Source organism: Neobacillus sedimentimangrovi, assembly GCF_010614825.1.
In the GTDB taxonomy this organism is placed as follows: Bacteria; Bacillota; Bacilli; order Bacillales; family Cytobacillaceae; genus Neobacillus; species Neobacillus thermocopriae.
Genome location: NZ_JAAFZF010000009.1, coordinates 1 through 23013, shown reverse-complemented (window position 1 = coordinate 23013; position 23013 = coordinate 1). Strand labels below are relative to the sequence as shown.

Genomic DNA, 23013 nt, shown 5'->3' with positions numbered 1-23013 from the left:
GGTCTTGCCTGCGGGATGAGGTGCAGGCTTTTTTTGTATATAGAGATAATGAGCTGAGCAGAGACAGCTGAGGGGGGACGGCAATGACAAAGAAACCAATCATATCATTAAAAGATGTTTGTTTTCAATATGACGGACAAGACCACTATGCCCTACAATCTGTTACTTTTGATATTTACGAAGGAGAATGGCTTGCTATCGTTGGACATAATGGTTCTGGTAAGTCAACAATGGCCAAACTATTAAATGGTTTGCAGTTTCCTAATCAAGGTGTGATTACCGTTTGCGGTTTACCATTAACTGAAGAAAATGTATGGGATATACGCAAACAATTGGGCATGGTTTTTCAAAACCCTGATAATCAGTTTGTTGGGACAACTGTAGAGGATGATGTGGCTTTTGGTTTAGAAAATATGGGAATCCAGAGAGAAGAAATGGTTTTGCGTGTTCAAGATTCATTAAAAAAGGTTAAAATGGAACAATTTCTATATCAAGAGCCCCACCATCTATCGGGAGGACAAAAGCAACGAGTTGCCATTGCCGGAGTTTTAGCCTTGAGACCGTCCATTATTATTTTAGATGAAGCTACCTCGATGCTCGACCCTAGGGGACGAGAAGAGGTGTTAGAAGTAGTTAGAGATTTAAAGAATGAAAATCGGTTAACCGTTATCTCCATTACACATGATTTAGAAGAGGCTGCAAAAGCGGATCGAATCATTGTCATGAATAAGGGAGAGGTTTATCGTGAAGGGAAGCCTGAGGAAATTTTTTCGATGGATGAGGAATTAATTAAGCTAGGGCTGGATATTCCATTTTCCGTAAAGATAGGGAAAGCATTTCGTCAAAAGGGAATCGATTTACCGAAACATTATTTAACGGAAGAAGAGTTGGTGACAGAGCTATGGACATCTCACTCTCACAAGTAGAATACCGTTATCAGGCCAATACGCCGTTTGAAAGACTAGCTATTCAGGACGTTTCCATTGATATTCCTTCAGGGACTTATATGGCTTTAATTGGCCATACTGGATCCGGTAAATCGACTGTATTACAACATTTGAATGCCCTGTTAGTACCAACAGAAGGAACGGTTAAAATCGGTGAACATGAAATTAAATCCCATCAGAAAAATAAAAACCTAAGAGCGGTCCGCCAAAAAGTAGGGATTGTCTTTCAGTTTCCTGAGCATCAATTGTTTGAAGAAACCGTAGAAAAAGATATTATTTTTGGACCAATGAATTTTGGGGTATCGGAAGAAGAGGCCAAAGCCCGTGCACGAGAGGCTTTAAATCAAGTAGGACTTGGGGAAGAAATATTAGAAAAATCTCCGTTTGATTTATCAGGTGGCCAAATGCGACGCGTGGCAATTGCTGGTGTATTGGCGATGAATCCCGATGTGCTTGTTTTGGATGAGCCAACTGCAGGGCTTGATCCACGTGGTAGGAACGAGATTATGGAAATGTTCTATACCCTCCATAAGGAAAGAAATCTTTCTACTATTCTTGTCACTCATAGTATGGAAGATGCTGCGAAATACGCAGACCAAATTGTTATCATGCAGCGTGGCCGTGTCATGAAAAAGGGGACCCCTACTGAGATTTTTTCTTCTCCATCTGAATTAGTGAAAATGGGTCTGGACGTTCCGGAAGTTGTCCGGTTTCAAATGAAACTAGAGCAAAAACTATCCGTTAAGTTGGATAAAGTTTATTTATCCATTGAAGAGTTGTCATCTGCCGTGGCAGAACTATTAGGCAGAGGTGTTCGCACATGATGGAGAAAATGATATTTGGCCGTTATGTACCTATTCCATCTGTTATTCATAAGATGGATCCCCGTTCCAAGTTAATCATAATTTTTCTGTTTGTTGCTATTATTTTTCTTGCAAACAATTGGATTACCTATGCATTAATTGCTCTTTATACATTTTTTATGCTGGGGTTATCTAAGGTTCCGTTTCGGTTTCTATATGGTGGTTTAAAGCCGGTAATTTGGCTTGTTCTATTTACATTTTTATTACAATTGTTTTTTACTAAGGGTGGTAATCTTGTTTTCGGCTGGGGACCGATCGAAATTTATGAGGAAGGTATTAGGATGGGATTATTGATTTCTCTCCGGTTCTTTTTTCTAATTTTGATGACGTCTCTTTTGACTTTAACAACAACACCAATTGAAATTACCGATGGCCTTGAAACATTATTAACTCCTTTGAAGAAGCTGCGCTTTCCTGTTCATGAAATGGCGTTAATGATGTCGATTTCATTAAGGTTTATTCCTACACTAATGCAGGAAACGGATAAAATTATGAAGGCACAGATTGCTAGGGGTGTAGAGTTTGCCAGCGGCCCGATTAAGGAACGCATCAAGGCGGTCATTCCTTTGCTCATACCATTGTTTGTCAGTTCGTTTAAACGGGCGGAGGAGCTGGCGATAGCAATGGAAGCACGAGGTTATCGCGGTGGTGAGGGACGGACCAAATACCGGCAATTAAGTTGGAGAATGATAGATACCTTGCAGGTTGGGTTATTAGTCATATTAACCATATTGTTAATAATATTCCGTTCGTAATGGAGAGAAACAATGCAAAGATACAAAGGAATCATTGCCTATGATGGTTCAGGATTTTCCGGTTATCAAGTTCAGCCCAATAAGCGAACTGTTCAATTAGAATTGGAAACCGCTTTGGCAAAATTGCATAAAGGCACCCATGTCAAGGTGACTGCTTCCGGTAGAACCGATGCTGGCGTCCATGCTAAGGGACAGGTCATTCATTTTGATTCTCCTTTAGCAATCCCTGAGGAGCGCTGGGTTATTGCCTTGAATTCTTTACTCCCCGAGGATGTCTCCGTGATTTCGGTGGAGAAAGTGGATCATTCGTTTCATGCTCGATTTAGTGCAGTAGGAAAAGAATATCGTTATTTGCTTTATTTGTCAGATAGGCGCGACCCGTTTCAGCGGAATTTTGCGGTTCAATATCCCTACTCATTGAATTTGCAAGCAATGAAGGAAGCAAGTCAATTCTTCCTTGGCACGCATGATTTTACAAGTTTTTGTGCGTCGAACACAGACGTCGAGGACAAGGTGCGAACCATTCAAACTATTGAATGTTTGGAAGATAGGAATATGTTAATGCTGCGTTTTGTCGGGAATGGCTTTCTTTATAATATGGTTCGCATTCTGGTAGGGACGTTATTAGAAGTAGGTTCAGGACGTTTGGAGCCTGCTGACATTCCAACAATTTTGGAGGCGAAAGACCGACGACTTGCTGGTAAAACCGCACCGGCACATGGATTATATCTTTGGGAAGTGTATTATTAAATGCACTCATCATCCAATTTCATAAAACAACCCATCCAGGTGTAACATTTTCTTGACAATTAGATACCAATTATTTATTATATTATATGTGTGTGTTTTTAATCCCACGATAAGCCCCGGAAAGTCTTCATCGTGATTGAAAATATATGATTAACAAAATTGATTGCACGCTCGGCTTTAATGTTCATTCCCGGAACAGAATCGGACACTAATATGCTCGTGACCGTGCGCAAATAAATTTTTTTTATGGATTTAATTAGGAGGGAAACTCATGCGTACAACGTTTATGGCAAATGCCAACAATATCGAGCGCAAATGGTACGTAGTTGATGCTGAGGGGAAGACTCTTGGACGTCTTGCTTCTGAAGTAGCATCAATCTTACGCGGTAAACACAAACCAACTTATACACCACATGTTGATACTGGTGATCATGTTATCATTATTAATGCATCTAAAATTCAATTAACTGGTAACAAGCTGAATGACAAAATCTACTATCGTCACAGCTTACATCCAGGTGGTTTAAAACAAAGAACTGCTCTTGAAATGCGTACAAACTATGCAGAGAAAATGCTTGAGCTTGCTGTTAAAGGCATGCTTCCAAAGAATTCTCTAGGACGTAAAATGTTCAAAAAATTACATGTTTATGCTGGCGCAGAGCATCCGCACCAAGCACAAAAACCTGAAGTTTACGAACTTCGCGGTTAATGAAGAGGGAGGAAATTAACTTGGCACAAGTTCAATATATCGGTACTGGCCGTCGTAAGAGCTCTGTCGCACGTGTGCGCTTAGTTCCAGGTACAGGTAAAATTGTAATTAACAATCGTGACATTAACGACTATATCCCATTTGAAGCTTTACGTGTTGTTGTAAGACAACCATTAGTAGCGACTGAAACTGTTGGTAGCTATGATGTTCTAGTAAACGTAAGCGGTGGTGGCTACACTGGCCAAGCTGGCGCAATCCGTCATGGTATTGCTCGTGCACTGCTTCAAGCTGATCCAGAATATCGTCCAACATTAAAACGTGCTGGTCTATTAACTCGCGATGCACGTATGAAAGAACGTAAAAAATACGGTCTTAAAGGTGCTCGTCGCGCGCCACAATTCTCAAAACGTTAATATATCTACGTTTCAAGACTCTCAACCATTATTGGTTGGGGGTCTTTTTTTGCTTAAAAAGTGGCAATTGTCACTTCTAGTCACCTACATTATTCATTCAATATATGTTTGGAACTTCTAGTGCTGTTTGCTCATTTAATGTATCAGAAACGTATGTATAGATGTTCATGGTTGTGTGAATGTCTGAGTGTCCTAACCACTCTGTACTCCTTTAATGCTCATTCCTGCTTCAAATACATGGGATGCATATCGTATATATAGTCATTCTATGAAGGTTTTGTTTTTATCCCATTAGAGGTATTCCTAAGAGTAATATATCTTGTATTACAAGGAAAAAATTGCTAATATGATCTATATACCATGTAATGCAAGATATATTTAACGGCATAACCCTTGTATTACAAGTTATTGAAAGCGGGGTGAAAAGGACTTGTCGACAACACAGATGCTAAAAGGAATTATTGAAGGGTGTTTGCTAGCCATTATTAAAAATAAAGAAGTATATGGATATGAGCTGGCTGAAAAGCTTGAAAGCTATGGTTTTCATTCCTTTAGCGAGGGGACGATTTATCCATTGTTAATGAGGATGCAAAAGGAAGAATTGGTTACTTCAACATTGAAAAAATCTACTGCTGGGCCTAAAAGAAAATATTACTCGCTTACACCAAAAGGTGAAGCAGAATTAGAATTGTTTATTGAGCGATGGAGGTACTTACAAAACAATGTAAATAGGGTTTTGAACAATGAATCCAACACAAATTTATCAAAAGGAGATGGGACGCTTGAATGAATTAAAACTCTCAAATGAAAGTAAAGCATTTTTAGAGAATTTACGCCTCTATTTATTTTCTAGTGGGAAAAACTCAGATGAAATAGAAGAAGTTGTGGAAGAATTGAAAGTTCATTTATTAGAAGCGGAAAAAAATGGGAAGCCCATTGATAAAATTATTGGAAAATCACCGAAAGAATATATGGAGATGGTTTCTAAGGAAATGAGCATTGACTTTCGAAGTTGGATTCAATACATTTGTCTAATTATTTTTGGATCATTTTCTTTTACAATCTTCCCTGATTTATTAGAAGGGAACCTTTCCTATTCTGTGTTAGAGATTGTTGGATATATTGTAATTGGAACCATATTTATAATTTCTATCTTTGGTGGATTTAAATATATTTCCACAACTAATCAACCTTCAAAAATTCAAGGTATTATATTATTTATAATAATGTTACTGCCCCTTTTCTTGTTTATTGGTTTAATTTACTTAAATCAAACCATTCATACTCCTATTATTCATTTTGGCAATACAGCAAGCGTGATTATAGGTGTTATTACAGCATTATTTATTATTGGCATGTCTATTTGGTCAAAAACGTGGATTTTCATTATTTCTTTAGGATTGTTGATAGTACCAGAATATGTATTGAGCTTTACACCATTAAAATATGAAACACAACTAATTATTAGCACATTGATAACCTTTGCTGGGTTTTCTATATACCTTTGGGTATCGAATAAAATAGCAAAGAATTAAACATTTTTCATAAATTGGGCGCAAGGATTGAATATCGAAAAAAACTCAGTAATATGATCGTTAAGAATAAAGTATTGCACTTAAGAACCGATCTACTAGAGCAAGAAGCCTAATGTCTCTGAATGAAAATGGAGGCATTAGGCTTTTATTTCTTCGGATTTTAATAGAAGCTATTTCATTTCTCGCTTATAAAAAAAATTAGCTTAATTTTGAGATCACAAAACACCTTTTCACTTGTTTAAACTCTTCGTATGCTTTTTCATACTCTTTCATCGGATGAATATTTGTTTTTTAGTTTTATTAATCGGTTTAGAACAAAGATAAGCCAAAACTATTGTATTAATAAATTTACATAAGGATAGGTGAAAAATAAAACAAGCATTAATACTCTCTGTCTACTACGAGATAGGGAGTATTTGGTGCTTGTTATAGCTTTAAGAAGATACGATCTACTGTTTTTGCTGTTTCAGCGTCATATATTCCAATAATGGTATGACACGAACCACATGTTAATAAATGAACCGTTTGGTCTTTATTTTGGAGATTAACGGGTACTAAATGTAACTTATTGACAACATCTTTTTCGCACTTTGGACATAAAGCAGAACTCATCATATTTCACCTCAATTTAACTATTTTTATTTAAGCTTACTAGCTTCATAATACTTGTAGCAGCAAAAGCGGAACAAACAACAATCAGAATTTTCCCGATGTTAAGATCATTTATTCCTAACAAGCATAGAGAAACAATGGAGATGACACATAGTACTAACAAAATTCCATAAAAGTATTTCATTACTGTATCGACCTTTCTATTTTTAGTGGAAAAAATGATTTAGATTCATTTAAGGTATTATTTTTTAGAAGTAAAACTTTGTCACCAAGTTGATTAATTAGACTCTCTGAATGTGTAACCATTATGATTGCACGTTGCGAAATGGAAACATATTCTTTAAGCATAAGGATCACGTTTTTCACGGATTCTTGATCCCATGAAGAAAAAGGTTCATCGAGGAAAACAATTTCTGGATTCCTTGCTAAATTTCCGATAAAAAAAAGTTTATTACGCATACCAAGTGAATATTCTTCCACTGGTTTATCAAGTGAATCTATCATATGGAGTTTCTCAGCCCATTTGTAAATACGATCCCAATAGCCCGAATGATCTTTCACTAACCATAAATTTTCTATTAACTTCAAATTCTCTCGCCCAGTTAGAATGTTATATAATAAAGGGGAATCTGGAATATAGGCAATCCTTTTTTTATATTCCTTCAAATCGGAAACTTTCTCTCCTTTTAGAAAAAGCTCACCATCAAATTCAACTAATCCTGATAATACTTTTAGCAAGGTAGATTTACCAGCACCATTATTCCCTTTTATTACACTAATTTCCCCAGCATTAAAATTAAAATGAATGTTCTTAAGAATGTTTTCTTCTTTACAATATCCAAATGAAATATTTTCTAGCCTTAATATGGTATTACTAGACATTTACGAAATTTCCTCCTATTAATAAGAGTAAATTTAATAAAAAAAGTGTTGAGCAAAAAACTATACTTACTTTCTTTGAAAAACCGATAAAATTTATAAGCCCGGCAAATAATATTCGAAGGCTCCATATGTTAATGAATAGAGAAATACCAATAATGAATATACGAGTCAAATTATTCTCGTAATAAAAGAGTAAGTTTACACCAATGGAACTAAAAAGAAAATTTAAAGTATTATACGTTAATATTAGTGTATAAAATTTACTAATCTTTAAGGAAGGGTGAAAAAAGATTAATACTAATAAATAAACCAGAGACAGAAAAAAATTAAAAATTAGATAGAATGGGACAGATAGTGCAGTAATGAACGCAAAAGTTAAAAACAAATTACTATTTTGTAAATCTGGAATCATTTGATAAAGAATGCAAGTAACAAAGAACATACCAACAATTAGAATAATGATATTTTTTAATATGATACTTCTATTCGTAATGACCTCTTTATCCTGTGAAAAAAAGTGGGTAGGATTTAACCACAAGTTCATTTTCATTCCCTCCTAAAGTTTTACATGACTTATGAAATCCTCTATTAAACTTGCTATAAATAATAAAAAGAAAGCAATAAATAATAGAGTTAGCCCGTCAGATAAAGTCAATCGAAAAAAATTTTTTGGAATTTTATTACGAAAATAGTTGAACATAAAATTTCCAGAAAAGCTACCGACTACCGCACATGAAATCAAGGCTACCAGCTCAACAAACATATGAGGTAATAATCCATTAAATAATAGAGTAACCGTATGTTCAGTAAGAGCAATATGAATAACATTACCAATAATGTATCCATTAGATCCGATCACGAGGATCGGAATAACCCCGCAAGACATTAGTCCACCAAATATTAATAGCAATCCTACCTTAAGATTATTGATAAAAATATCCATGTAATTTGCGCTAACAGGTTGAAAATGATGGTTATTTTCAGGGTGAAAAAATACGCCCGAAACAACTCCTAAAAGAAATATGAGAAAGAATAAAACATATAAATGTCCCCAGTTTTTAATTAATCGAGTAACAAGTTTCAAAATATTCTCCTTTCCAGCTTGTACAGACCTTTGTTAATTATCTTTTTTGATACAGTTAGATAAATGAGTGAAGGTAAAAAAATAGCTACAAAGTATATGATATGAATAAAAGGAATGTATTGATAAAAAGGAAAGAAAATATTTAAAAAACTAAAAATCAATGCAGGGATTAAGATAATATACCTCGGGACACTTTGAGAACGAATATGTAATTCCTTTTCTTCATATGTACTGCCCACTTCTTGAATATCATCAAAATTAAATTTGGCATAATAGGGCGCCATATATAGTTGAATCATCGGTGAAATGAAATACATGATCAATAAAATACCCATTAAGAGAGTTATAGTAAGTAAATTGAAATTTTTGGTATACAGTAAAAGAAAACAAGAAAATGCAAAACTAATGACCATAGGAATCATCAATACGGCACGAAGCAATCTTATTTTTGCTTCGAATAATTGTTGAATACCTATGGGTGAGGAACGAATAAATTCAATATTCTTTCCTTCAGAACTTAAGAAAAAGATCTGAGGGAATTCACTAACAATATCATAACAGTGCATGATCATAATCATTGTATTGAAAAGTAGCATTAGTGCAATAAACATTGGATCATTGGTCATGTTTACTCCAATTCCGAGTAATATCCCTAAATAAAAGAAAGATTCAAAGGTATAAAAAATGATTGAAAAAACCCCAGGTGAAATAATCCATCGACTCTTATTAAGGATGATCAGTTCCTTATGTAAGATTGCATTGTGATTTCGATTAAACAATTTGTTAACGATTTTCGTATAAATATATAAGTAATCATAATGAAATAATGATTTTTTTATGGATTGGTTATCCCCATAAACAGGTGTAAAGTACTTTAATAAGTAAAGCAGTATCACTATTACAACGATTCCTAATATGTAAGAAAAGACATTTTCTGATTTGATAAATGATGTGATAAACGTATAAATAGAGAATTGATATATCTTGTTAATGAATTGAATGAGAAATAAAATAAACTCATTTTTAAATATGCCTAAGAGTGATTCATAAAATTGATCGTTCATAAGTTGATCGAAATGATGGAAATGGGCTCTAAAAGTTTTAATGATAAAGGCAAATGTATGACTAATCAAAAATCCAAAAGACATAAATAAACAAGCATTGAGTAGATAAATCATAAAACGAATAAAACCAATTTTCTTCTGAATCTTATAAATTTGATAGCGGCCCCAACAGATATTTCCAAGTGTAAACATGAAGGCCATTGATAAAATGATGACAATAGAAAATAAAAGAAAAGAAAAAACAGATATTGACATTAACCAATAAAGGAAGATCAGTATGGATAGTAGAAACCCAACATTTTGAAAAATAAACCATATCATCTCTTCTGCTATTAGCAGGAAAAAGATCTCTTTATTATTTAATGGTGAAAGAGATAAAAGGTCTCCGTAAATGGGAAAATGTGTTCTTTTATAAGCCAATACCCCGTTTAGTAATGAAATAAATAACAATAATAATAGAATAAAAAGGACAATGATATCACGATATTCAACCATATAAAAAAGATATTTATGATAGAAAAAATAAACTGCCACAATAGAAAGAAATGTAAAAATTAGATTTTTAATTATTAGGATAGAACTTATTCTTTTTATATATGGAATTTTTTTGATAATGGCAGAAAAATCTTTTTCCAATCTCATTGTTAAGAATAATTGTAAGAGGGGAATCATATGTGGAAACATAAAAACACTCCGATTTGAAGATTTACATAGTAGAAGGTGAAATGAATATCATTTCACCTTCTAACTTTTTTACCAAGCTACAAAGGCTTTAGTACCTCTTTTTCTTAATTCAGCTAATAGGAAGGCCTTTAAAGTCTCTCTTCCTGCTGCGGCAATTAGTCCTAATCCACCGGAAAGGAAACCTCCAAGTATTCCAATAATAATACTTGCAGCAGCACCTAGATTTAAGTACCAAGCAACAGCACTTCCTACTACGGAAGGTACGCCAAATTCTTTCGCAAGATCAGCGATTGGAAGGGTTCCTAATAAAGCAAAGTAACCAAGCATAATAATTGCAGTTGCTGTAAGTAATACAGGAACCTTAATCACATTTAGACGGTTTGACATAATATTCACCTCCTTTCAAGTATCAGATTTTTTCCTTTTTTTGGCTTCTGATAGTTAAATAATAACAAGCAATAAAAATTTTACAATACAGAATTATACAAAAAATTACAAAATAATCATTTTTACCTAATTTTTATTAACTTGCATTTTTGCAATAGTAATTTAAAACTATTTTATTTCATTCAAAATACCTATCTATTTTTTAATAATCTTGTTTTATTCTACTTTTTGTATATATACCTATTATTTTGATTTAATTGGATATATTGACAGTAATTTTTTTGTAATAATAATATGGTATTGTAAATTATTGTAACTTTTTTATTATTGAAATACTTGAGCACTTTAAACAAAGGGGATAACGTGTATGGAGGTAAAATACCAAATCAAAGCAAGGAAGAAGTGGATTATCTTTGGGATAATCACCATTATCGTCATAGTGGCTGCTCTGAATATCGTGCTATTACAAAAAAAGCCAGCTAAAGCTAATGACTTAAGTTTTGTCAGTGTGATAGAAAAAGAGATGAGCACCACGAAGTTAATTGCTGGAAAAGTGGTTCCAGGGGCTATGGAAACCATTTATGCAGACCCAACAAAAGGGAAAGTGAAGGAGATTTTTGTTCAAGAAGGGCAGGAAATCACGAAGGGTCAAAAGCTTTTTTCTTATGATGATTCGGAACTCTCTTTTGAAATGAAGCAGTTAGAGATTGACAAGAAAACCAGTCAAATGCGCTCTGAACAAGTCAATGAAAAAATGAACTCTTTAAGAAAAGAAATAAATAAAGCAAAGGAAGCTGAAAAAAACAACCAAAATGCTGAGCTTAATGCGCAACTTAAAGAAACAACAAAGAATTTAGAAGCACAATTAAAAGACTTAGAGTTTGAGAAGGAAAGCATGGAGTTGGAAAAAGAAAAAATCAAATTACAAGAAGAACAGTTACATAAGAAACAAAATGATTTAATTGTTTACAGCAATACTGCAGGTATTGTTCAGAAAGTTGCGAAAGATGGTGAACAAAGTTTTTCCAGCACTACAGAGGGACAAGGTAACCCGATCGTGCAAATTGTTTCAAAAGAGCCGTATCAAATACAAGGACAATTAAGTGAATTACAAAAGGGTCAAATAGTGCCGAATCAACCTATAAAAGTTACTTCAAAGGCTGTTGCAGATAAAAGTTGGACGGGGAAAATCATAGAAGTCAGTGAATACCCACTAGCACAAGAATTAGTTCAAAGTGCTGCTGGTGCAGATGGATCACAAAATATTTCTTACTATAATTTTAAAGGTATTCTGGATTCCCAGGAAGGATTATCACCTGGTTATCATGTAACGATACAAGTGATTCAATCGGCAAAGACCAGGATGTCCATTCCCCGTAGTTGTATTAAAGAGGATGAAGACTCTCAGTTTGTCTATGTCCTGGATGAGAACAAACTGCGGAAACAACAAGTAACAACCGGAATAGAAGATGGTAAATGGACCGAAATCCTTACTGGCCTAAAAGTTGGTGACAAAGTAGTCAAAAATCCATCCGATCAGTTATCCGACGGAATGGAAGTGAATTAAGGGATGATAAGTCTAAAGAATATTTTTAAGTCATACACACAAGGGGACCTTGATGTTCCAGTACTTCACGATATCAATATTGAGATCAATAGGGGCGAATTTGTTTCGATTATGGGCCCATCTGGATCTGGAAAATCAACATTAATGAATATTATAGGATGTATTGATCGACCTACATCAGGGGAGTATGTATTAAATGAATTAAATATATTAGAATCTGACGAAAAAAAGCTATCGATGATACGTAATCAATTCATTGGATTTGTATTTCAACATTTTCATTTACTTCCCAGATTGACCGCATTGGAGAATGTGGAATTGCCACTCATCTATGGGGGAATTAGTAAAAAAGAAAGGCGGAAACGTGCGCAGGAAGTGTTGGCTAAAGTAGGGCTTGCAGATAGGATGGATCATTTACCTAATCAACTTTCAGGTGGACAAAAGCAACGTGTTGCAATCGCTCGAGCTATTGCAACAAATCCATCATTTATTTTAGCGGACGAACCGACTGGGGCACTTGATTCAAGGTCAGGAGAGCAAATCATGAATATTTTTACTCAGTTGAATAATGAAGGTACAACCATTATTATGGTGACACATGAGGAAGAGGTGGCGGCTTACACCCCACGCTGCATTTTACTTAGAGACGGTAGAATAACTTCTGACATGAAGAGGGTATTCACATGAGTTGGATGGAAAGTATAAAATTTGCTCTCTCATCGATTCTTGCCCATAAATTACGATCAGCCTTAACGATGTTAGGAATCATTATTGGAGTAGGGAGTATTATTACCATAGTGGCCATAGGTCAAGGAGGCGAAGCAGCGTTAAAATCTCAATTTGCTGCTTCAGGTAATAATACCATTGAAATTAACTTCATTCCCGATTCAGACGATCCGTTTGCAATGACAACCGATCAGCTTCCCGTTTTTACAGAGGATAATATTTTTCAACTTAGAAAAATTCCTGAGGTTAAACACGTCATAACGACAAATAGTTCGATGGAGATGTTAACGGTAAATGAACAATCTATAAGTACACAAGTTTTGGGTGTGACCGATGAATATTTTGCTGTAAATTCTATTGAAATGAAAAGGGGAAGGAAGCTGAATGAGGCTGATTTTTCTCAATCAAATAATGTAATTATGATCAATGAAGGGGCAGCACAGGAATTATTTAAAGATAGTAAAATCATTGGTCAGATTCTTGAAATTAAAGGACAGCCTTTTGAAGTGATCGGTGTTTATAAATCGGCAGGTGGACTGTTTGGATTAAGTACTCCAGAAATAATTATGCCGTTAACCCTTTGGCCTGTATTATATGGAACGGATGATATTCAAAGTGTTACTTTACAAGTGAAAGATATTAACCAACTTGAACTTGCTGGTACAAAAGCAGCTAAAATGTTAAACGATGCTAAATCCCCAGAGTTGGAAGGAAAGTACGAGGTTTTAAACCTTGAAGAACTACAAAAGAGTATTGCAGGGGTTACAAAAATAATGACTATGATTATTGGTGGAATAGCAAGTATTTCCTTACTGGTTGGTGGAGTAGGGGTTATGAATATCATGCTTGTATCGGTAACGGAGAGAACGAGAGAAATTGGTATTCGGAAAGCACTGGGAGCTACACGGGGTAATATTTTACTTCAATTTCTAATTGAGTCCATGATGCTTACTCTTTTTGGAGGAACTATAGGAATCACTCTTGGTGCAGCAGGTGCATATTTAGTTTCGTTTATTGCGAAATGGCCATCACTTGTTTCGATTGAGGTTATTATTGGCGCTATTTTGTTCTCCATTATTCTGGGAATCATTTTTGGAATCATGCCAGCCAATAAAGCCGCTAAAATGGAACCGATTGATGCATTAAGATATGAATAAGCAAACAGGGGATTCATAAATCTGTATTTCTTTAACGTTTTGTTTCAAGCCAGTTTTATCTACAGTAGTAGCGTGCAGGAGGAAACAAAAATATAATAATGCTTACGGTTGGTTACAATTTGGAAATTAATATTCGTTCTGCACCCCAGCCCACGAAATGATAATGAGTATATGTTTTAAGGCTCTTTTCACTTTGGTGGAAAGAGCTATTTTTATAGGATAAGAGTATCAATCATTGTAGATTTATTTTTGTGTAACAATCTATATTTCTTAAATACATATTCTAAAAAAATTTTTGACTAACAAATAGTGATCATGTATAATTTATACACAAACGCTTTAACGCTTAAAAGCGTTTTAGTAAAAAAGTAAATAGATACCTACAGTAAAAGTAAAAATGTCATTAGCAGCCAATAGAGACCGGATGGAAGCTGAAAATCCGGGCGATGGCATTATTGAAATACAGCTGTCTTAAAAGGGTATGTTTTGAAAGAGGGCAGGGAGATATTCTTGCCAATTAGGGTGGTACCGCGGAAAACCTTTCGTCCCTAACGACGAGGGGTTTTTTTGTAATTTAAGAATGTAAGTTTTTTTTTGAGAATGGTCCAGCGTAAGCTTGGCATCGCTTGACCGAAAGCGTTAGCTAATGAGAAGAGGTCGTACGCCGCTAAGCAGGGGGCTTACGCTTTTCTATTGTCTTTATTGTAATTTAGGGGGAAAAAGAATGATTCAATCACAAAAGGTACTAAAAATTCACCCGATTGAAGCAGCATGTATAACGGCTCTTTTAATCGGGATGATTGGATACTTAATCATTAGCGTGAAAGTAATTCCACATATTGCTATTATGGCTGGAATTGTACTTCTACTATTATATGGAACAGTTAAAAGAGTTAGCTTTAGAGATTTAGAAGGTGCGATGGCGGAAAGTGCTAAGTCAGGGATTAATGCCGTCATGATTTTCTTTTTTATAGGAATGCTAATCAGCAGCTGGATGGCAAGCGGGACTATCCCAACATTTATCTATTTAGCGGTTGAGTTAGTATCGGGGAAATTTTACTATGCTATTGTTTTTACGGTGACAGCCATTATCGGTTTAAGTATTGGTAGTTCCCTTACTACGGCAGCAACATTAGGTGTTGCTTTTGTCAGTGCGAGCAGTGCACTAGATATATCTCCAGTAATTACAGCCGGAGCGGTTGTATCAGGAGCCTTTTTTGGAGATAAGATGTCGCCGTTATCAGATACAACGAATCTTGCATCGAGTGTAGCGGGTGCAGATTTATTTGAGCATATAAAAAATATGTGCTGGACGACCATTCCAGCGTTTATTCTTTCATTTATTCTATATTTAATCCTTTCTCCGGATAAAACGGATCAAAGTATCCATCAAGTGGCCATCGTAAAAGAAGGATTACAAAATTTGAATCTTGTTCACTGGTACTCACTCATTCCAATGGTCATTCTTGCTGTCCTAGCTGCCAAAAAAGTGCCAGCAATAGCTACTTTGTCTGCGGGAACCTTATCTGCTCTTTTCATCTCCTTGTGGATCAATAGTGGAGTAGATTTAAATGGCCTGTTGGAGTTACTTTATTCCGGTTATAAATCTGAAACCGGCATTAAGGAAGTTGACTCTATGCTGTCAAGGGGTGGCATGGAAAGTATGATGTTTAGCATATCCGTCATTCTACTTGCACTTAGTATGGGTGGGCTTCTTTTTAGGCTTGGCATTATTCCAGCTTTACTTTCGGTTGTGCAAAACTTGTTATCTCGAGTTTCCGTGTTAATTTGCTCTACAGCCAGTATGGCCATTGCGGTTAATTTTATTCTAGGGGAACAGTACCTGTCTATTCTTTTACCTGGTAATGCTTTTAAGGAGCACTTTAAAAGGGCTGGTTTGAAACCAAAGCATCTTTCAAGGGTTCTTGAGGATGCTGGAACAGTAGTAAATCCCCTGGTGCCATGGAGTGTCTGTGGTGTATTTCTAGCTACAGTTCTTGGGGTCTCTGTGGTTGAATTTGCACCGTATGCATTCTTTTGCTTACTTTCACCGTTAATTACAGTCATTTTTGGGTTTACAGGTATAACACTTCCTAAAACTTCGACAAAACCTCATTCCAATCATATACCTATACGTAGGAGTTACAAATCATAAGAAGTCATGTCAATCTCCCAATGCATTTAGGATGATGATTTCTTCTGAGGCTGTATAATCTGGGCTACCTTAGTATGCAGGAGTCAGATATACAGCCTCTTTTTTTTATTCAATAACCCCGAACTCCGTAATCATTACATCTGATTTGACGTTTACTTTTAAGTTTGAATAGCCTGTTTGTTCCCATGTTTTAAAGTCAAATTTTCTTGTTCTGCTTTTGACAAAGTGTCCCAATCCAACAGGATCGATCCCTTTTTCTTGAAATCTCTTTATTAATTTGGTACATTCTCTCTCAATAATCTCATTAAGTGCCTTTTCTATTTCTTTAATTTCCTTCGGTGTTACTTTTGCACCTGAGTACTCAATTAAAATTGCTCGAACTTTAATGTTTATTCCTACAGTTAACGGCTTCCTGGAAATCAGCCGCATTTTATATTTTGACCGAATGCTTTCTACGGCGGCTCTTTCCGATTTCATATCTACTTTAAAAGTCCCTTTGCTATAGTTATCAACTAGGAGTTTGAAAAAAAACATTTGTTTAGCGGGTAACGTATCGACAACTCGATCTCCTTTAAAAAGGCTTATGCCACTAATTTCAATTTTGTTTTTTCCAATACTCCTAATTGTAGGTAGGTAAGCGGTTTTCCCTTTTTGATAATAGGAAGATAAAAAAAGGTGAAGATTGGTTTTTGGTACATCTCTCGTTTTGATGTTCTGGCGGATAAGATTGGATAAATAAATAGCATTGCCTCTTTTGCTATAGTTTCCTTCCAGTATTTTTTTTGATGGTCCTTCCGTTACGGCTAGATAAAGATCTGTCCCAATACTGGCATCGCGTTGAAAGGCATCGATGATATCAACTATCCCCTTTTTGGCCATTTTTTCACCAAAAAGGACAATTTCAAGACTCCCAGTTACAATGGGATCTGAAGACTGTCTTTGTACATCCCTTAAAAAATCTCTGCTTAAATTGGAGGAAGCAGTAAAGAGATTATTTTGGACGGTTTTTTCGGGTAAATAAACAGGAACTAAAGCGGTCCCGCGCACTTTTTTATCAATGTAATCATAGCCAGCTCCTGTTTCCAGATTTACATCATCCAATATTTCCTTTTCTACACATCCTGTAGCAAAAACAATGATTATAAGTAAGACCCATAGTTGCACTTTTTTCATTTTTTCTTCACCTTTTTAACAAGTAAGACTAGACAAAAGAGAAAAGGGATGTACCCGATATTTAAGAAAAACGAAATTTGACCGGTATAATCCACTAATGTATTAATTTGTTCACGTGTTTTAAAAAAATTAATGGCAATCAGACAGGCAAAGGAAATGAGGAGGACCCCCTTTTTTTGTTTTAAATGTACCACTCTTTTTAAAAGGCGGCTGGCACACCATAGTGCAATGCAAAAGTTAGGAAGAATGATAATAGTCCAATTGGCAATTCCTATATACTCAAATCTTTCCACAAACGGCATATGTACTGCCTTCCACATTGTCAGCGTAGGCCAAACATGTTTTTGAAGTTGACCTTCTGAAAAATAGGCAAAGGTAATAATGGTTATTAACGTATACAAAAATGTAGTATACAAGATACCAAGATGGGCCCATTTTTTTGATCGTTGCGGATCCTTGATATAAGGATATAAAAATAACAAAATTTCATAACCAAGATAGGTTAATGACATTTTATATCCGGACATTAATAAATCTTTTACAGAATGATCAAAAATGGGTAATAAGTTTTTAAAATCCGTATAAGGTAAAGTGAATAAAAAGATGAAATTTAAATAAAGGGGGAGAATGACCCCAAAAAAGGCAATACCGGTTACGGTTCTAAAGCCTCCAAAAATGATATAAATGGCCAAGATACAATAAGCAAGAGAATACCAAAAGGTACTAAGGTCAGGAAACATCCATACTTGTATTACCTCTATAAAAGATCTAAGTATATTGACAGCCACAAGGCTGAAATAGAATATAAATGGGAAAGTCAATATTTTGCCAAGTTTTTTTCCGAACACAAATGTATGGGCGGATAACAAGTCTCCATTAGTTGTTTCACTTATTTTATACATCATCCAAAGAATAATATGGAGGATCAAACCCGTAATTAAAACGGAAATCCATGCATCATACCCTGCATATTGTGCAATAATTCGCTGAAAACCAAGTACTCCAATCCCTACTTGCATGGTATGGAGTAGAAAAAATACTAAAAAGGGTGAAATTTTTCCTTTTTCAGGCACTAATTGTTCCATGTTTATTCCTCCGTAAACTATTCGTCTATATCTTTGTTCCGATTTTTAGTACCTGATGTATGACGAAAGGGGAACTTTGGCCTCATATATTGTGGCCTTTGGGATTGCTTGCTGAATGGGAGCCTGATAAGCGCATCCTTCATATCAGTCACTCTTGGTGGAAATAATGGATCTAAAAATGGACGATTGAGTGAAGTTAGCCTAATCAAATGAGTGAGTAAAAAACTAAAACAAATTAATATTCCCAAAAGCCCCCAAAGTTCGGCAAATAACAAAAAGGGAAAGCGCAACAAACGAATAGCATTACCCATTTTATAGACAGGTGTGGTAAATGACGCAAGTGCTGCTAAAGCGACAATAATTAAAAGGACATTACTGGTTAGCCCCGCTTCAACGGAGGCGGTACCAATCACGATCCCTCCTACGATACCAATGGTTTGGCCGACTTTTGTGGGCAAGCGAGCTCCGGCTTCCCGCAGCAATTCGATCGTTAGCTCAAGAAAAAGGGCTTCTAAAATAGGCGGTAGCGGTATTTCCCGACGTGAGGTCACCAGAGTATTTAATAAATCCTTTGGGATTAACTCGTAATGATAAGATAATGTGGCCACATAAATCGGCGTAATTAATATGGAAAATGCAACGGCAAAAAGCCTAATTAAGCGAAAAAAGGACGATAAAATCCAGTTAAGGAAATAGTCCTCAAAAGAACTAAAAAATTCAACCAATGTGGTAGGGGTAATTAAAGCATGTGGAGATCCATCCACAATAATCGCAATTTTCCCCTCTGCCAGTACAGCAGCTACTCGATCTGGTCGCTCCGTATCTAAAAGTTGTGGAAACGGAGAGTTTTTATTATCTGAGATGAGCTGAACAATATAAGAACTATCGGTAATGGCATCGAATTCTACATTTTTGATTCGTTCCATCAAGGTTTTAACATTCTCAGGATTTGCGATATTTTCAAGATATAAAATGGCGACTTTTGTTTTTGATATGGTACCAAGTGTTACTTCTTTTTTTATAAGCTCTTTTACAGGAAGCCGTTTTCGAAGAAGATTAATGTTTTGATCAAGCGACTCTACAAATGCTTCCTTTGGTCCGATAACACTAAATTCAACCTCAGGTGTTGTGATGTTTCGGACGATTTCTTTTTGGGCGGCTAAAAAAGCAAAGTTAGAATCATCTGATTCTAGGGTTAATAATACATAGCCGTTAAATAATTTCTGTTCAATTTCATTTTCATCGTTGCTAATTTGTACATCTGCAATAGCAACGATTTTTTTTACATCTTCAATTTTTTCGAGCGGTTTTTCCAACAAAAAAGGAAGAGCATCATTCTGGAGAATACTCTCATCAATTAGTGTGGTTATGAAAGATATCGTAAATTTTTTGTTTGTTACCTGATTAATATAGGATACATGTGTATAATCTTGAGATTGCTTTAGGTATTTTTCTGTTTCCGCTTTTTTCCCCTCTTTTTTTTGTTGCTTAAAAAGCCACCTCATTTCAATCACCGCCATTAACCTTTTACTTTATCTTTTCCTAAAATGGAATAATTATGTTTTTTTCATTGAAGGGATGTCATGGGATAAAAATTGGCAATTGAAAACCATTTGGTCTTTGTATTTCTTATCAATGGGGGATAAAGAATAGTTCTAAGAGGTGAAAGAAAGTGACTGTGATTACTACCTTTAAAGAGAAAAGACGTGAAAAGCAGATTAAATACGAACGATCTGTTCTACGGGATTTATCGATCCAGACATTGAAAGAGCGGGTACAACAGTATTTTGGTTCAACAAGAATTTCTTCCGCATTTATTATAAATACAGGGATTGAAGAAGCTTGTTATGATGTTGCACTTGAGGCTTATTTGTTAGGGGCAAAGTTTAGCAAATTTGGTTATTATGGGGAAGATATAGAATCCGTACGTATGCGCTGTTATAAAGAAGAAAAGCATTTAGTGGATACGTTATTCAATTTTTTATTATTTTGGGGCAATGGGGAGGAAGGGGTTATGAGTGAATCCTTGTACTATCTTTGTGAACAATATGTTCAGGTTTGGTGGAGAGAAGGATATGAAAAAGGCTATCGACGTTACAAGCTGCGTCTTCATTAACTGAAAATCAGGTTGCCCTGACACTAATATTGGCTGTCTCCTCATTCATTTCTTTCTGTTCTAAAATTTTTCCTTGTCCCATATAGTTTATTGAACAGGGACGAGCGGGAAGGAATGATTTGGGGTGTTAAATAGCAGATTAAAAATCATCTTATTTTCGGCTGGTTTGTTGGCATTATTTCTGATTTTGCAATATGACTTTACCGAAAATGACTCTTGGGAATCATGGAATCTTCCATTGTCAGGAAAAATTATTTTATTGGATGCAGGGCATGGCGGTCCCGACGGTGGGGCGGGTTCTGGTAAAACGCTTGAAAAAGACATAGCCTTGTCAATTACTTTAATGGTTAGAGATTATTTGCAGGAACAAGGTGCTCTTGTGGTGATGACAAGGGAAACGGATACGGATTTGGCAGACCCTGATACTAGAGGCTATAGCAGAAGAAAAGTGGAAGATTTAAAAAAGAGGCTAAAAATGATTAATAATAAAGAAAACGATTTTTTTGTTAGCATCCATTTAAATGCCATTCCTTCCTCACGGTGGAGTGGAGCTCAAACATTTTATGCCCCTTATCATAAGGAAAATGCTCGAGCGGCTAAATTTGTCCAAGATGAATTAAGAAAAAATCTGGAGAACACTCATCGGAAAGCTAAACCGATTAATCAAGTTTACATTTTAAAACATGCGAAAAAGCCAGGGGTATTAGTAGAGGTTGGTTTTTTGTCTAATCCTACGGAAAGAGAAAATTTGAAAAAGAAAGAGTATCAGGAAAAAGTTGCAGCCTCCATTTATAAAGGGATTTTGCGATATTTTACAAATGAAAAGGAATTAAAAGAAACCGATTAAAGGACGGAAGGCAGAAGTGCCTTCCATTTTTTTAGGGGAAGAAATTCTATTTTCTAGTGCAAATCCTTATCACTAATCGCTTTCACTCTGCCATACGATCAGGCCAACATCGGATCGCCTTGGGTTCTCCGTTTTCTTATAACTCATTCGAGGTACATGGCTAAACGCTACTGAGTAAGGTGTATGCGCCTACGTCGATGATTTTGGTGTGATTCAAATAACTGTATCTATGTCGACTTATGGTATACTTAAATATGGAAACGAATTCAATGAGGCGAGGTGTTTTTGCAATGTTAACAGAAAGCAGAGTACGTGAGATTCTCGGAAGTCTTAAAGAGCCATTTTTACATAAATCGTTAGCTGAAATAAATGCAATAGAAGAAATTAAAATAAAAGAAGAAAAGAATCATGTCAGTGTAAAAATAGGAATTGCACGGACTGGGACAAGTGAACAGTTGCAATTGCAAACTCAGATTGTCAATTTATTAAAAGAGGCTGGGGCGGCAACAGTCGGTATTCGATTCTCTCAGCTCTCAGATGAGGTTCTAGCAGCGCATCGGCATGCGGAGCCTGAAAAGGAGGAAAATCTTCTTAACTCTAAAACCACAACCTTCATAGCGATTGCCAGCGGAAAAGGAGGAGTTGGAAAATCAACCGTATCGGTAAACCTTGCTGTTGCATTGGCACGCCTTGGAAAAAAGGTTGGGTTGATTGATGCGGATATTTATGGTTTCAGTGTACCAGATATGATGGGAATTACTAAACGTCCCGTTGTTCGCGGCGAAAAGATTATTCCTGTGGAACGCTTTGGTGTTCAAGTAATCTCTATGGGCTTTTTTGTTGAGGATAATTCCCCAATTATTTGGCGTGGCCCTATGCTAGGAAAAATGCTAAACAGCTTCTTTAATGAAGTCGAATGGGGCGAAATCGATTATTTACTTTTAGACTTGCCGCCAGGAACAGGGGATGTGGCTCTGGATGTTCACAGTATGTTGCCGTCATGTAAGGAAATTATTGTAACAACTCCTCATCCAACAGCTGCTTTCGTAGCTGCCCGTGCAGGGGCCATGGCTGTGAAAACAGATCATGAAGTATTGGGCGTTATTGAAAATATGGCATACTTTGAAAGTAAATTAACTGGAGAACGGGAATATGTATTTGGCCGAGGCGGTGGAGATAAGCTTGCCGAAGAACTAAATACCGAAGTCCTTGGGCGTCTACCATTGAACCAGCCAGATTGGAATGATGAGGACTTTGCACCATCCATTTATCAAGAAGATCATCCACTGGGGAAAATTTATTTAGACATTGCTGAAAAAGTAATCGGACGTTTAAAAAAATAACGAGAAAAAATCCTCTTCCATTTGGGAAGAGGTCAGACTGTCGACAAAATCCTTTTTTAAAGGATTTTGTCGACATTTTTTGTATAATTATGTCATAGAATATCGAGGTGATATTGAAATGCTTACTAAAAATACACAAGTAAATCGAGATCAATTAGA

Annotated in this window: 22 protein-coding genes; 15 read left to right on the top strand and 7 right to left on the bottom strand. The window is 35.7% G+C overall.

Annotation, left to right across the window (positions count from 1 at the left end):
• Positions 1-83 precede the first annotated feature (83 nt).
• The 8 genes from GZA11_RS05325 to GZA11_RS05290 all read left to right on the top strand — a co-directional run bounded on the left by GZA11_RS05325 (position 84) and on the right by GZA11_RS05290 (position 5972).
• Positions 84-926 carry an energy-coupling factor ABC transporter ATP-binding protein gene (locus GZA11_RS05325; RefSeq protein WP_163183169.1) on the top strand — a complete coding sequence of 281 codons (843 nt, stop codon included), beginning with the start codon at positions 84-86 and terminating at the stop codon, positions 924-926.
• Positions 902-1771, top strand: coding sequence for an energy-coupling factor ABC transporter ATP-binding protein (locus GZA11_RS05320; protein ID WP_163183168.1), 870 nt, complete (start codon positions 902-904; stop codon positions 1769-1771). The genes GZA11_RS05325 and GZA11_RS05320 overlap by 25 nt, the downstream gene beginning before the upstream one ends.
• Positions 1768-2565 carry an energy-coupling factor transporter transmembrane component T family protein gene (locus GZA11_RS05315; RefSeq protein ID WP_038538533.1) on the top strand — a complete coding sequence of 266 codons (798 nt, stop codon included), beginning with the start codon at positions 1768-1770 and terminating at the stop codon, positions 2563-2565. Before GZA11_RS05320 ends, GZA11_RS05315 begins: the two co-directional genes overlap by 4 nt.
• Positions 2566-2577: 12 nt before the next feature.
• Positions 2578-3315 carry a tRNA pseudouridine(38-40) synthase TruA gene (gene truA, locus GZA11_RS05310; RefSeq protein ID WP_038538536.1) on the top strand — a complete coding sequence of 246 codons (738 nt, stop codon included), beginning with the start codon at positions 2578-2580 and terminating at the stop codon, positions 3313-3315.
• Between the two features lie 271 nt (positions 3316-3586).
• On the top strand, positions 3587-4024 hold the full coding sequence (gene rplM, locus GZA11_RS05305) for a 50S ribosomal protein L13 (RefSeq protein WP_163183167.1): 438 nt from the start codon (positions 3587-3589) through the stop codon (positions 4022-4024).
• A 20-nt stretch (positions 4025-4044) separates the two neighbouring features.
• Positions 4045-4437, top strand: coding sequence for a 30S ribosomal protein S9 (rpsI, locus tag GZA11_RS05300; RefSeq protein WP_163183178.1), 393 nt, complete (start codon positions 4045-4047; stop codon positions 4435-4437).
• Positions 4438-4882: 445 nt separating this feature from the next.
• Positions 4883-5227 carry a PadR family transcriptional regulator gene (locus tag GZA11_RS05295; RefSeq protein ID WP_038542013.1) on the top strand — a complete coding sequence of 115 codons (345 nt, stop codon included), beginning with the start codon at positions 4883-4885 and terminating at the stop codon, positions 5225-5227.
• On the top strand, positions 5181-5972 hold the full coding sequence (locus GZA11_RS05290; RefSeq protein WP_163183166.1) for an HAAS domain-containing protein: 792 nt from the start codon (positions 5181-5183) through the stop codon (positions 5970-5972). Before GZA11_RS05295 ends, GZA11_RS05290 begins: the two co-directional genes overlap by 47 nt.
• Before the next feature lie 795 nt (positions 5973-6767).
• On the opposite strand, the gene GZA11_RS05285 is transcribed toward GZA11_RS05290, so the two are convergent.
• The 4 genes from GZA11_RS05285 to GZA11_RS05270 all read right to left on the bottom strand — a co-directional run bounded on the left by GZA11_RS05285 (position 6768) and on the right by GZA11_RS05270 (position 10685).
• Entirely contained in the window at positions 6768-7466 is a 699-nt protein-coding gene (locus GZA11_RS05285) for an ATP-binding cassette domain-containing protein (RefSeq protein WP_038538547.1), read from the bottom strand.
• Positions 7467-8022: 556 nt separating this feature from the next.
• Positions 8023-8550 (bottom strand): stage II sporulation protein M, encoded by a 528-nt coding sequence (locus GZA11_RS05280; protein WP_051968243.1) that lies wholly within the window; start codon positions 8548-8550, stop codon positions 8023-8025.
• The gene (locus tag GZA11_RS05275; protein WP_163183165.1) at positions 8547-10298 is read right to left on the bottom strand and encodes a hypothetical protein; all 1752 of its coding nucleotides are present in this window, start codon (positions 10296-10298) and stop codon (positions 8547-8549) included. Before GZA11_RS05275 ends, GZA11_RS05280 begins: the two co-directional genes overlap by 4 nt.
• 69 nt (positions 10299-10367) lie before the next feature.
• Positions 10368-10685: a circular bacteriocin, circularin A/uberolysin family gene (locus tag GZA11_RS05270; RefSeq protein ID WP_163183164.1), complete on the bottom strand. Its 318-nt coding sequence runs from the start codon at positions 10683-10685 to the stop codon at positions 10368-10370.
• Positions 10686-11052: 367 nt separating this feature from the next.
• Here GZA11_RS05270 and GZA11_RS05265 point away from each other — a divergent pair, with 367 nt between their 5' ends.
• The 4 genes from GZA11_RS05265 (at position 11053) to nhaC (ending at position 16290) form a co-directional block, all read left to right on the top strand.
• Complete coding sequence (locus tag GZA11_RS05265; protein WP_163183163.1) at positions 11053-12252, top strand: efflux RND transporter periplasmic adaptor subunit; 1200 nt, start codon at positions 11053-11055, stop codon at positions 12250-12252.
• A 3-nt stretch (positions 12253-12255) separates the two neighbouring features.
• A complete protein-coding gene (locus tag GZA11_RS05260; RefSeq protein ID WP_163183162.1) occupies positions 12256-12939 on the top strand; it encodes an ABC transporter ATP-binding protein in 684 nt (227 codons plus the stop codon).
• Positions 12936-14135 (top strand): ABC transporter permease, encoded by a 1200-nt coding sequence (locus GZA11_RS05255; protein WP_163183161.1) that lies wholly within the window; start codon positions 12936-12938, stop codon positions 14133-14135. The genes GZA11_RS05260 and GZA11_RS05255 overlap by 4 nt, the downstream gene beginning before the upstream one ends.
• Positions 14136-14859: 724 nt before the next feature.
• Positions 14860-16290, top strand: coding sequence for a Na+/H+ antiporter NhaC (nhaC, locus tag GZA11_RS05250; RefSeq protein WP_163183160.1), 1431 nt, complete (start codon positions 14860-14862; stop codon positions 16288-16290).
• A gap of 105 nt (positions 16291-16395) precedes the next feature.
• Here the strand turns inward: nhaC and GZA11_RS05245 are convergent, their stop codons facing one another.
• From GZA11_RS05245 to GZA11_RS05235, 3 genes are read right to left on the bottom strand one after another with little or no spacing between them, the layout of a single operon-like run.
• A complete protein-coding gene (locus GZA11_RS05245; RefSeq protein ID WP_163183159.1) occupies positions 16396-17463 on the bottom strand; it encodes a Ger(x)C family spore germination protein in 1068 nt (355 codons plus the stop codon).
• Positions 17460-18548 (bottom strand): GerAB/ArcD/ProY family transporter, encoded by a 1089-nt coding sequence (locus tag GZA11_RS05240; protein WP_163183158.1) that lies wholly within the window; start codon positions 18546-18548, stop codon positions 17460-17462. The genes GZA11_RS05245 and GZA11_RS05240 overlap by 4 nt, the downstream gene beginning before the upstream one ends.
• A 17-nt stretch (positions 18549-18565) precedes the next feature.
• Positions 18566-20053 (bottom strand): spore germination protein, encoded by a 1488-nt coding sequence (locus tag GZA11_RS05235; RefSeq protein ID WP_163183157.1) that lies wholly within the window; start codon positions 20051-20053, stop codon positions 18566-18568.
• A 167-nt stretch (positions 20054-20220) separates the two neighbouring features.
• Between GZA11_RS05235 and GZA11_RS05230 the strand changes: the two genes are divergently transcribed.
• From GZA11_RS05230 to GZA11_RS05220, 3 genes are all read left to right on the top strand, one after another.
• Positions 20221-20664, top strand: a complete 444-nt coding sequence (locus tag GZA11_RS05230) for a YbaK family protein (RefSeq protein WP_163183156.1) — start codon at positions 20221-20223, stop codon at positions 20662-20664.
• Between the two features lie 124 nt (positions 20665-20788).
• A complete protein-coding gene (gene cwlD / locus GZA11_RS05225) occupies positions 20789-21511 on the top strand; it encodes an N-acetylmuramoyl-L-alanine amidase CwlD (RefSeq protein ID WP_163183155.1) in 723 nt (240 codons plus the stop codon).
• Positions 21512-21801: 290 nt separating this feature from the next.
• Positions 21802-22854, top strand: coding sequence for an Mrp/NBP35 family ATP-binding protein (locus GZA11_RS05220; RefSeq protein WP_163183154.1), 1053 nt, complete (start codon positions 21802-21804; stop codon positions 22852-22854).
• The last annotated feature ends 159 nt before the right edge of the window (positions 22855-23013 follow it).

Bases quoted from the DNA above. Each gene is read 5' to 3' on its own strand.
- truA (WP_038538536.1), top strand. From the start codon at position 2,578: ATGCAAAGATACAAAGGAATCATTGCCTATGATGGTTCAGGATTTTCC.
- GZA11_RS05275 (WP_163183165.1), bottom strand. From the start codon at position 10,298: ATGTTTCCACATATGATTCCCCTCTTACAATTATTCTTAACAATGAGA.
- GZA11_RS05240 (WP_163183158.1), bottom strand. From the start codon at position 18,548: ATGGAACAATTAGTGCCTGAAAAAGGAAAAATTTCACCCTTTTTAGTA.
- rplM (WP_163183167.1), top strand. From the start codon at position 3,587: ATGCGTACAACGTTTATGGCAAATGCCAACAATATCGAGCGCAAATGG.
- GZA11_RS05315 (WP_038538533.1), top strand. From the start codon at position 1,768: ATGATGGAGAAAATGATATTTGGCCGTTATGTACCTATTCCATCTGTT.
- GZA11_RS05265 (WP_163183163.1), top strand. From the start codon at position 11,053: ATGGAGGTAAAATACCAAATCAAAGCAAGGAAGAAGTGGATTATCTTT.
- GZA11_RS05235 (WP_163183157.1), bottom strand. From the start codon at position 20,053: ATGAGGTGGCTTTTTAAGCAACAAAAAAAAGAGGGGAAAAAAGCGGAA.
- GZA11_RS05255 (WP_163183161.1), top strand. From the start codon at position 12,936: ATGAGTTGGATGGAAAGTATAAAATTTGCTCTCTCATCGATTCTTGCC.
- GZA11_RS05245 (WP_163183159.1), bottom strand. From the start codon at position 17,463: ATGAAAAAAGTGCAACTATGGGTCTTACTTATAATCATTGTTTTTGCT.
- GZA11_RS05290 (WP_163183166.1), top strand. From the start codon at position 5,181: ATGAATCCAACACAAATTTATCAAAAGGAGATGGGACGCTTGAATGAA.
- GZA11_RS05260 (WP_163183162.1), top strand. From the start codon at position 12,256: ATGATAAGTCTAAAGAATATTTTTAAGTCATACACACAAGGGGACCTT.
- GZA11_RS05295 (WP_038542013.1), top strand. From the start codon at position 4,883: ATGCTAAAAGGAATTATTGAAGGGTGTTTGCTAGCCATTATTAAAAAT.
- GZA11_RS05325 (WP_163183169.1), top strand. From the start codon at position 84: ATGACAAAGAAACCAATCATATCATTAAAAGATGTTTGTTTTCAATAT.
- GZA11_RS05285 (WP_038538547.1), bottom strand. From the start codon at position 7,466: ATGTCTAGTAATACCATATTAAGGCTAGAAAATATTTCATTTGGATAT.
- GZA11_RS05270 (WP_163183164.1), bottom strand. From the start codon at position 10,685: ATGTCAAACCGTCTAAATGTGATTAAGGTTCCTGTATTACTTACAGCA.
- GZA11_RS05220 (WP_163183154.1), top strand. From the start codon at position 21,802: ATGTTAACAGAAAGCAGAGTACGTGAGATTCTCGGAAGTCTTAAAGAG.
- GZA11_RS05320 (WP_163183168.1), top strand. From the start codon at position 902: ATGGACATCTCACTCTCACAAGTAGAATACCGTTATCAGGCCAATACG.
- nhaC (WP_163183160.1), top strand. From the start codon at position 14,860: ATGATTCAATCACAAAAGGTACTAAAAATTCACCCGATTGAAGCAGCA.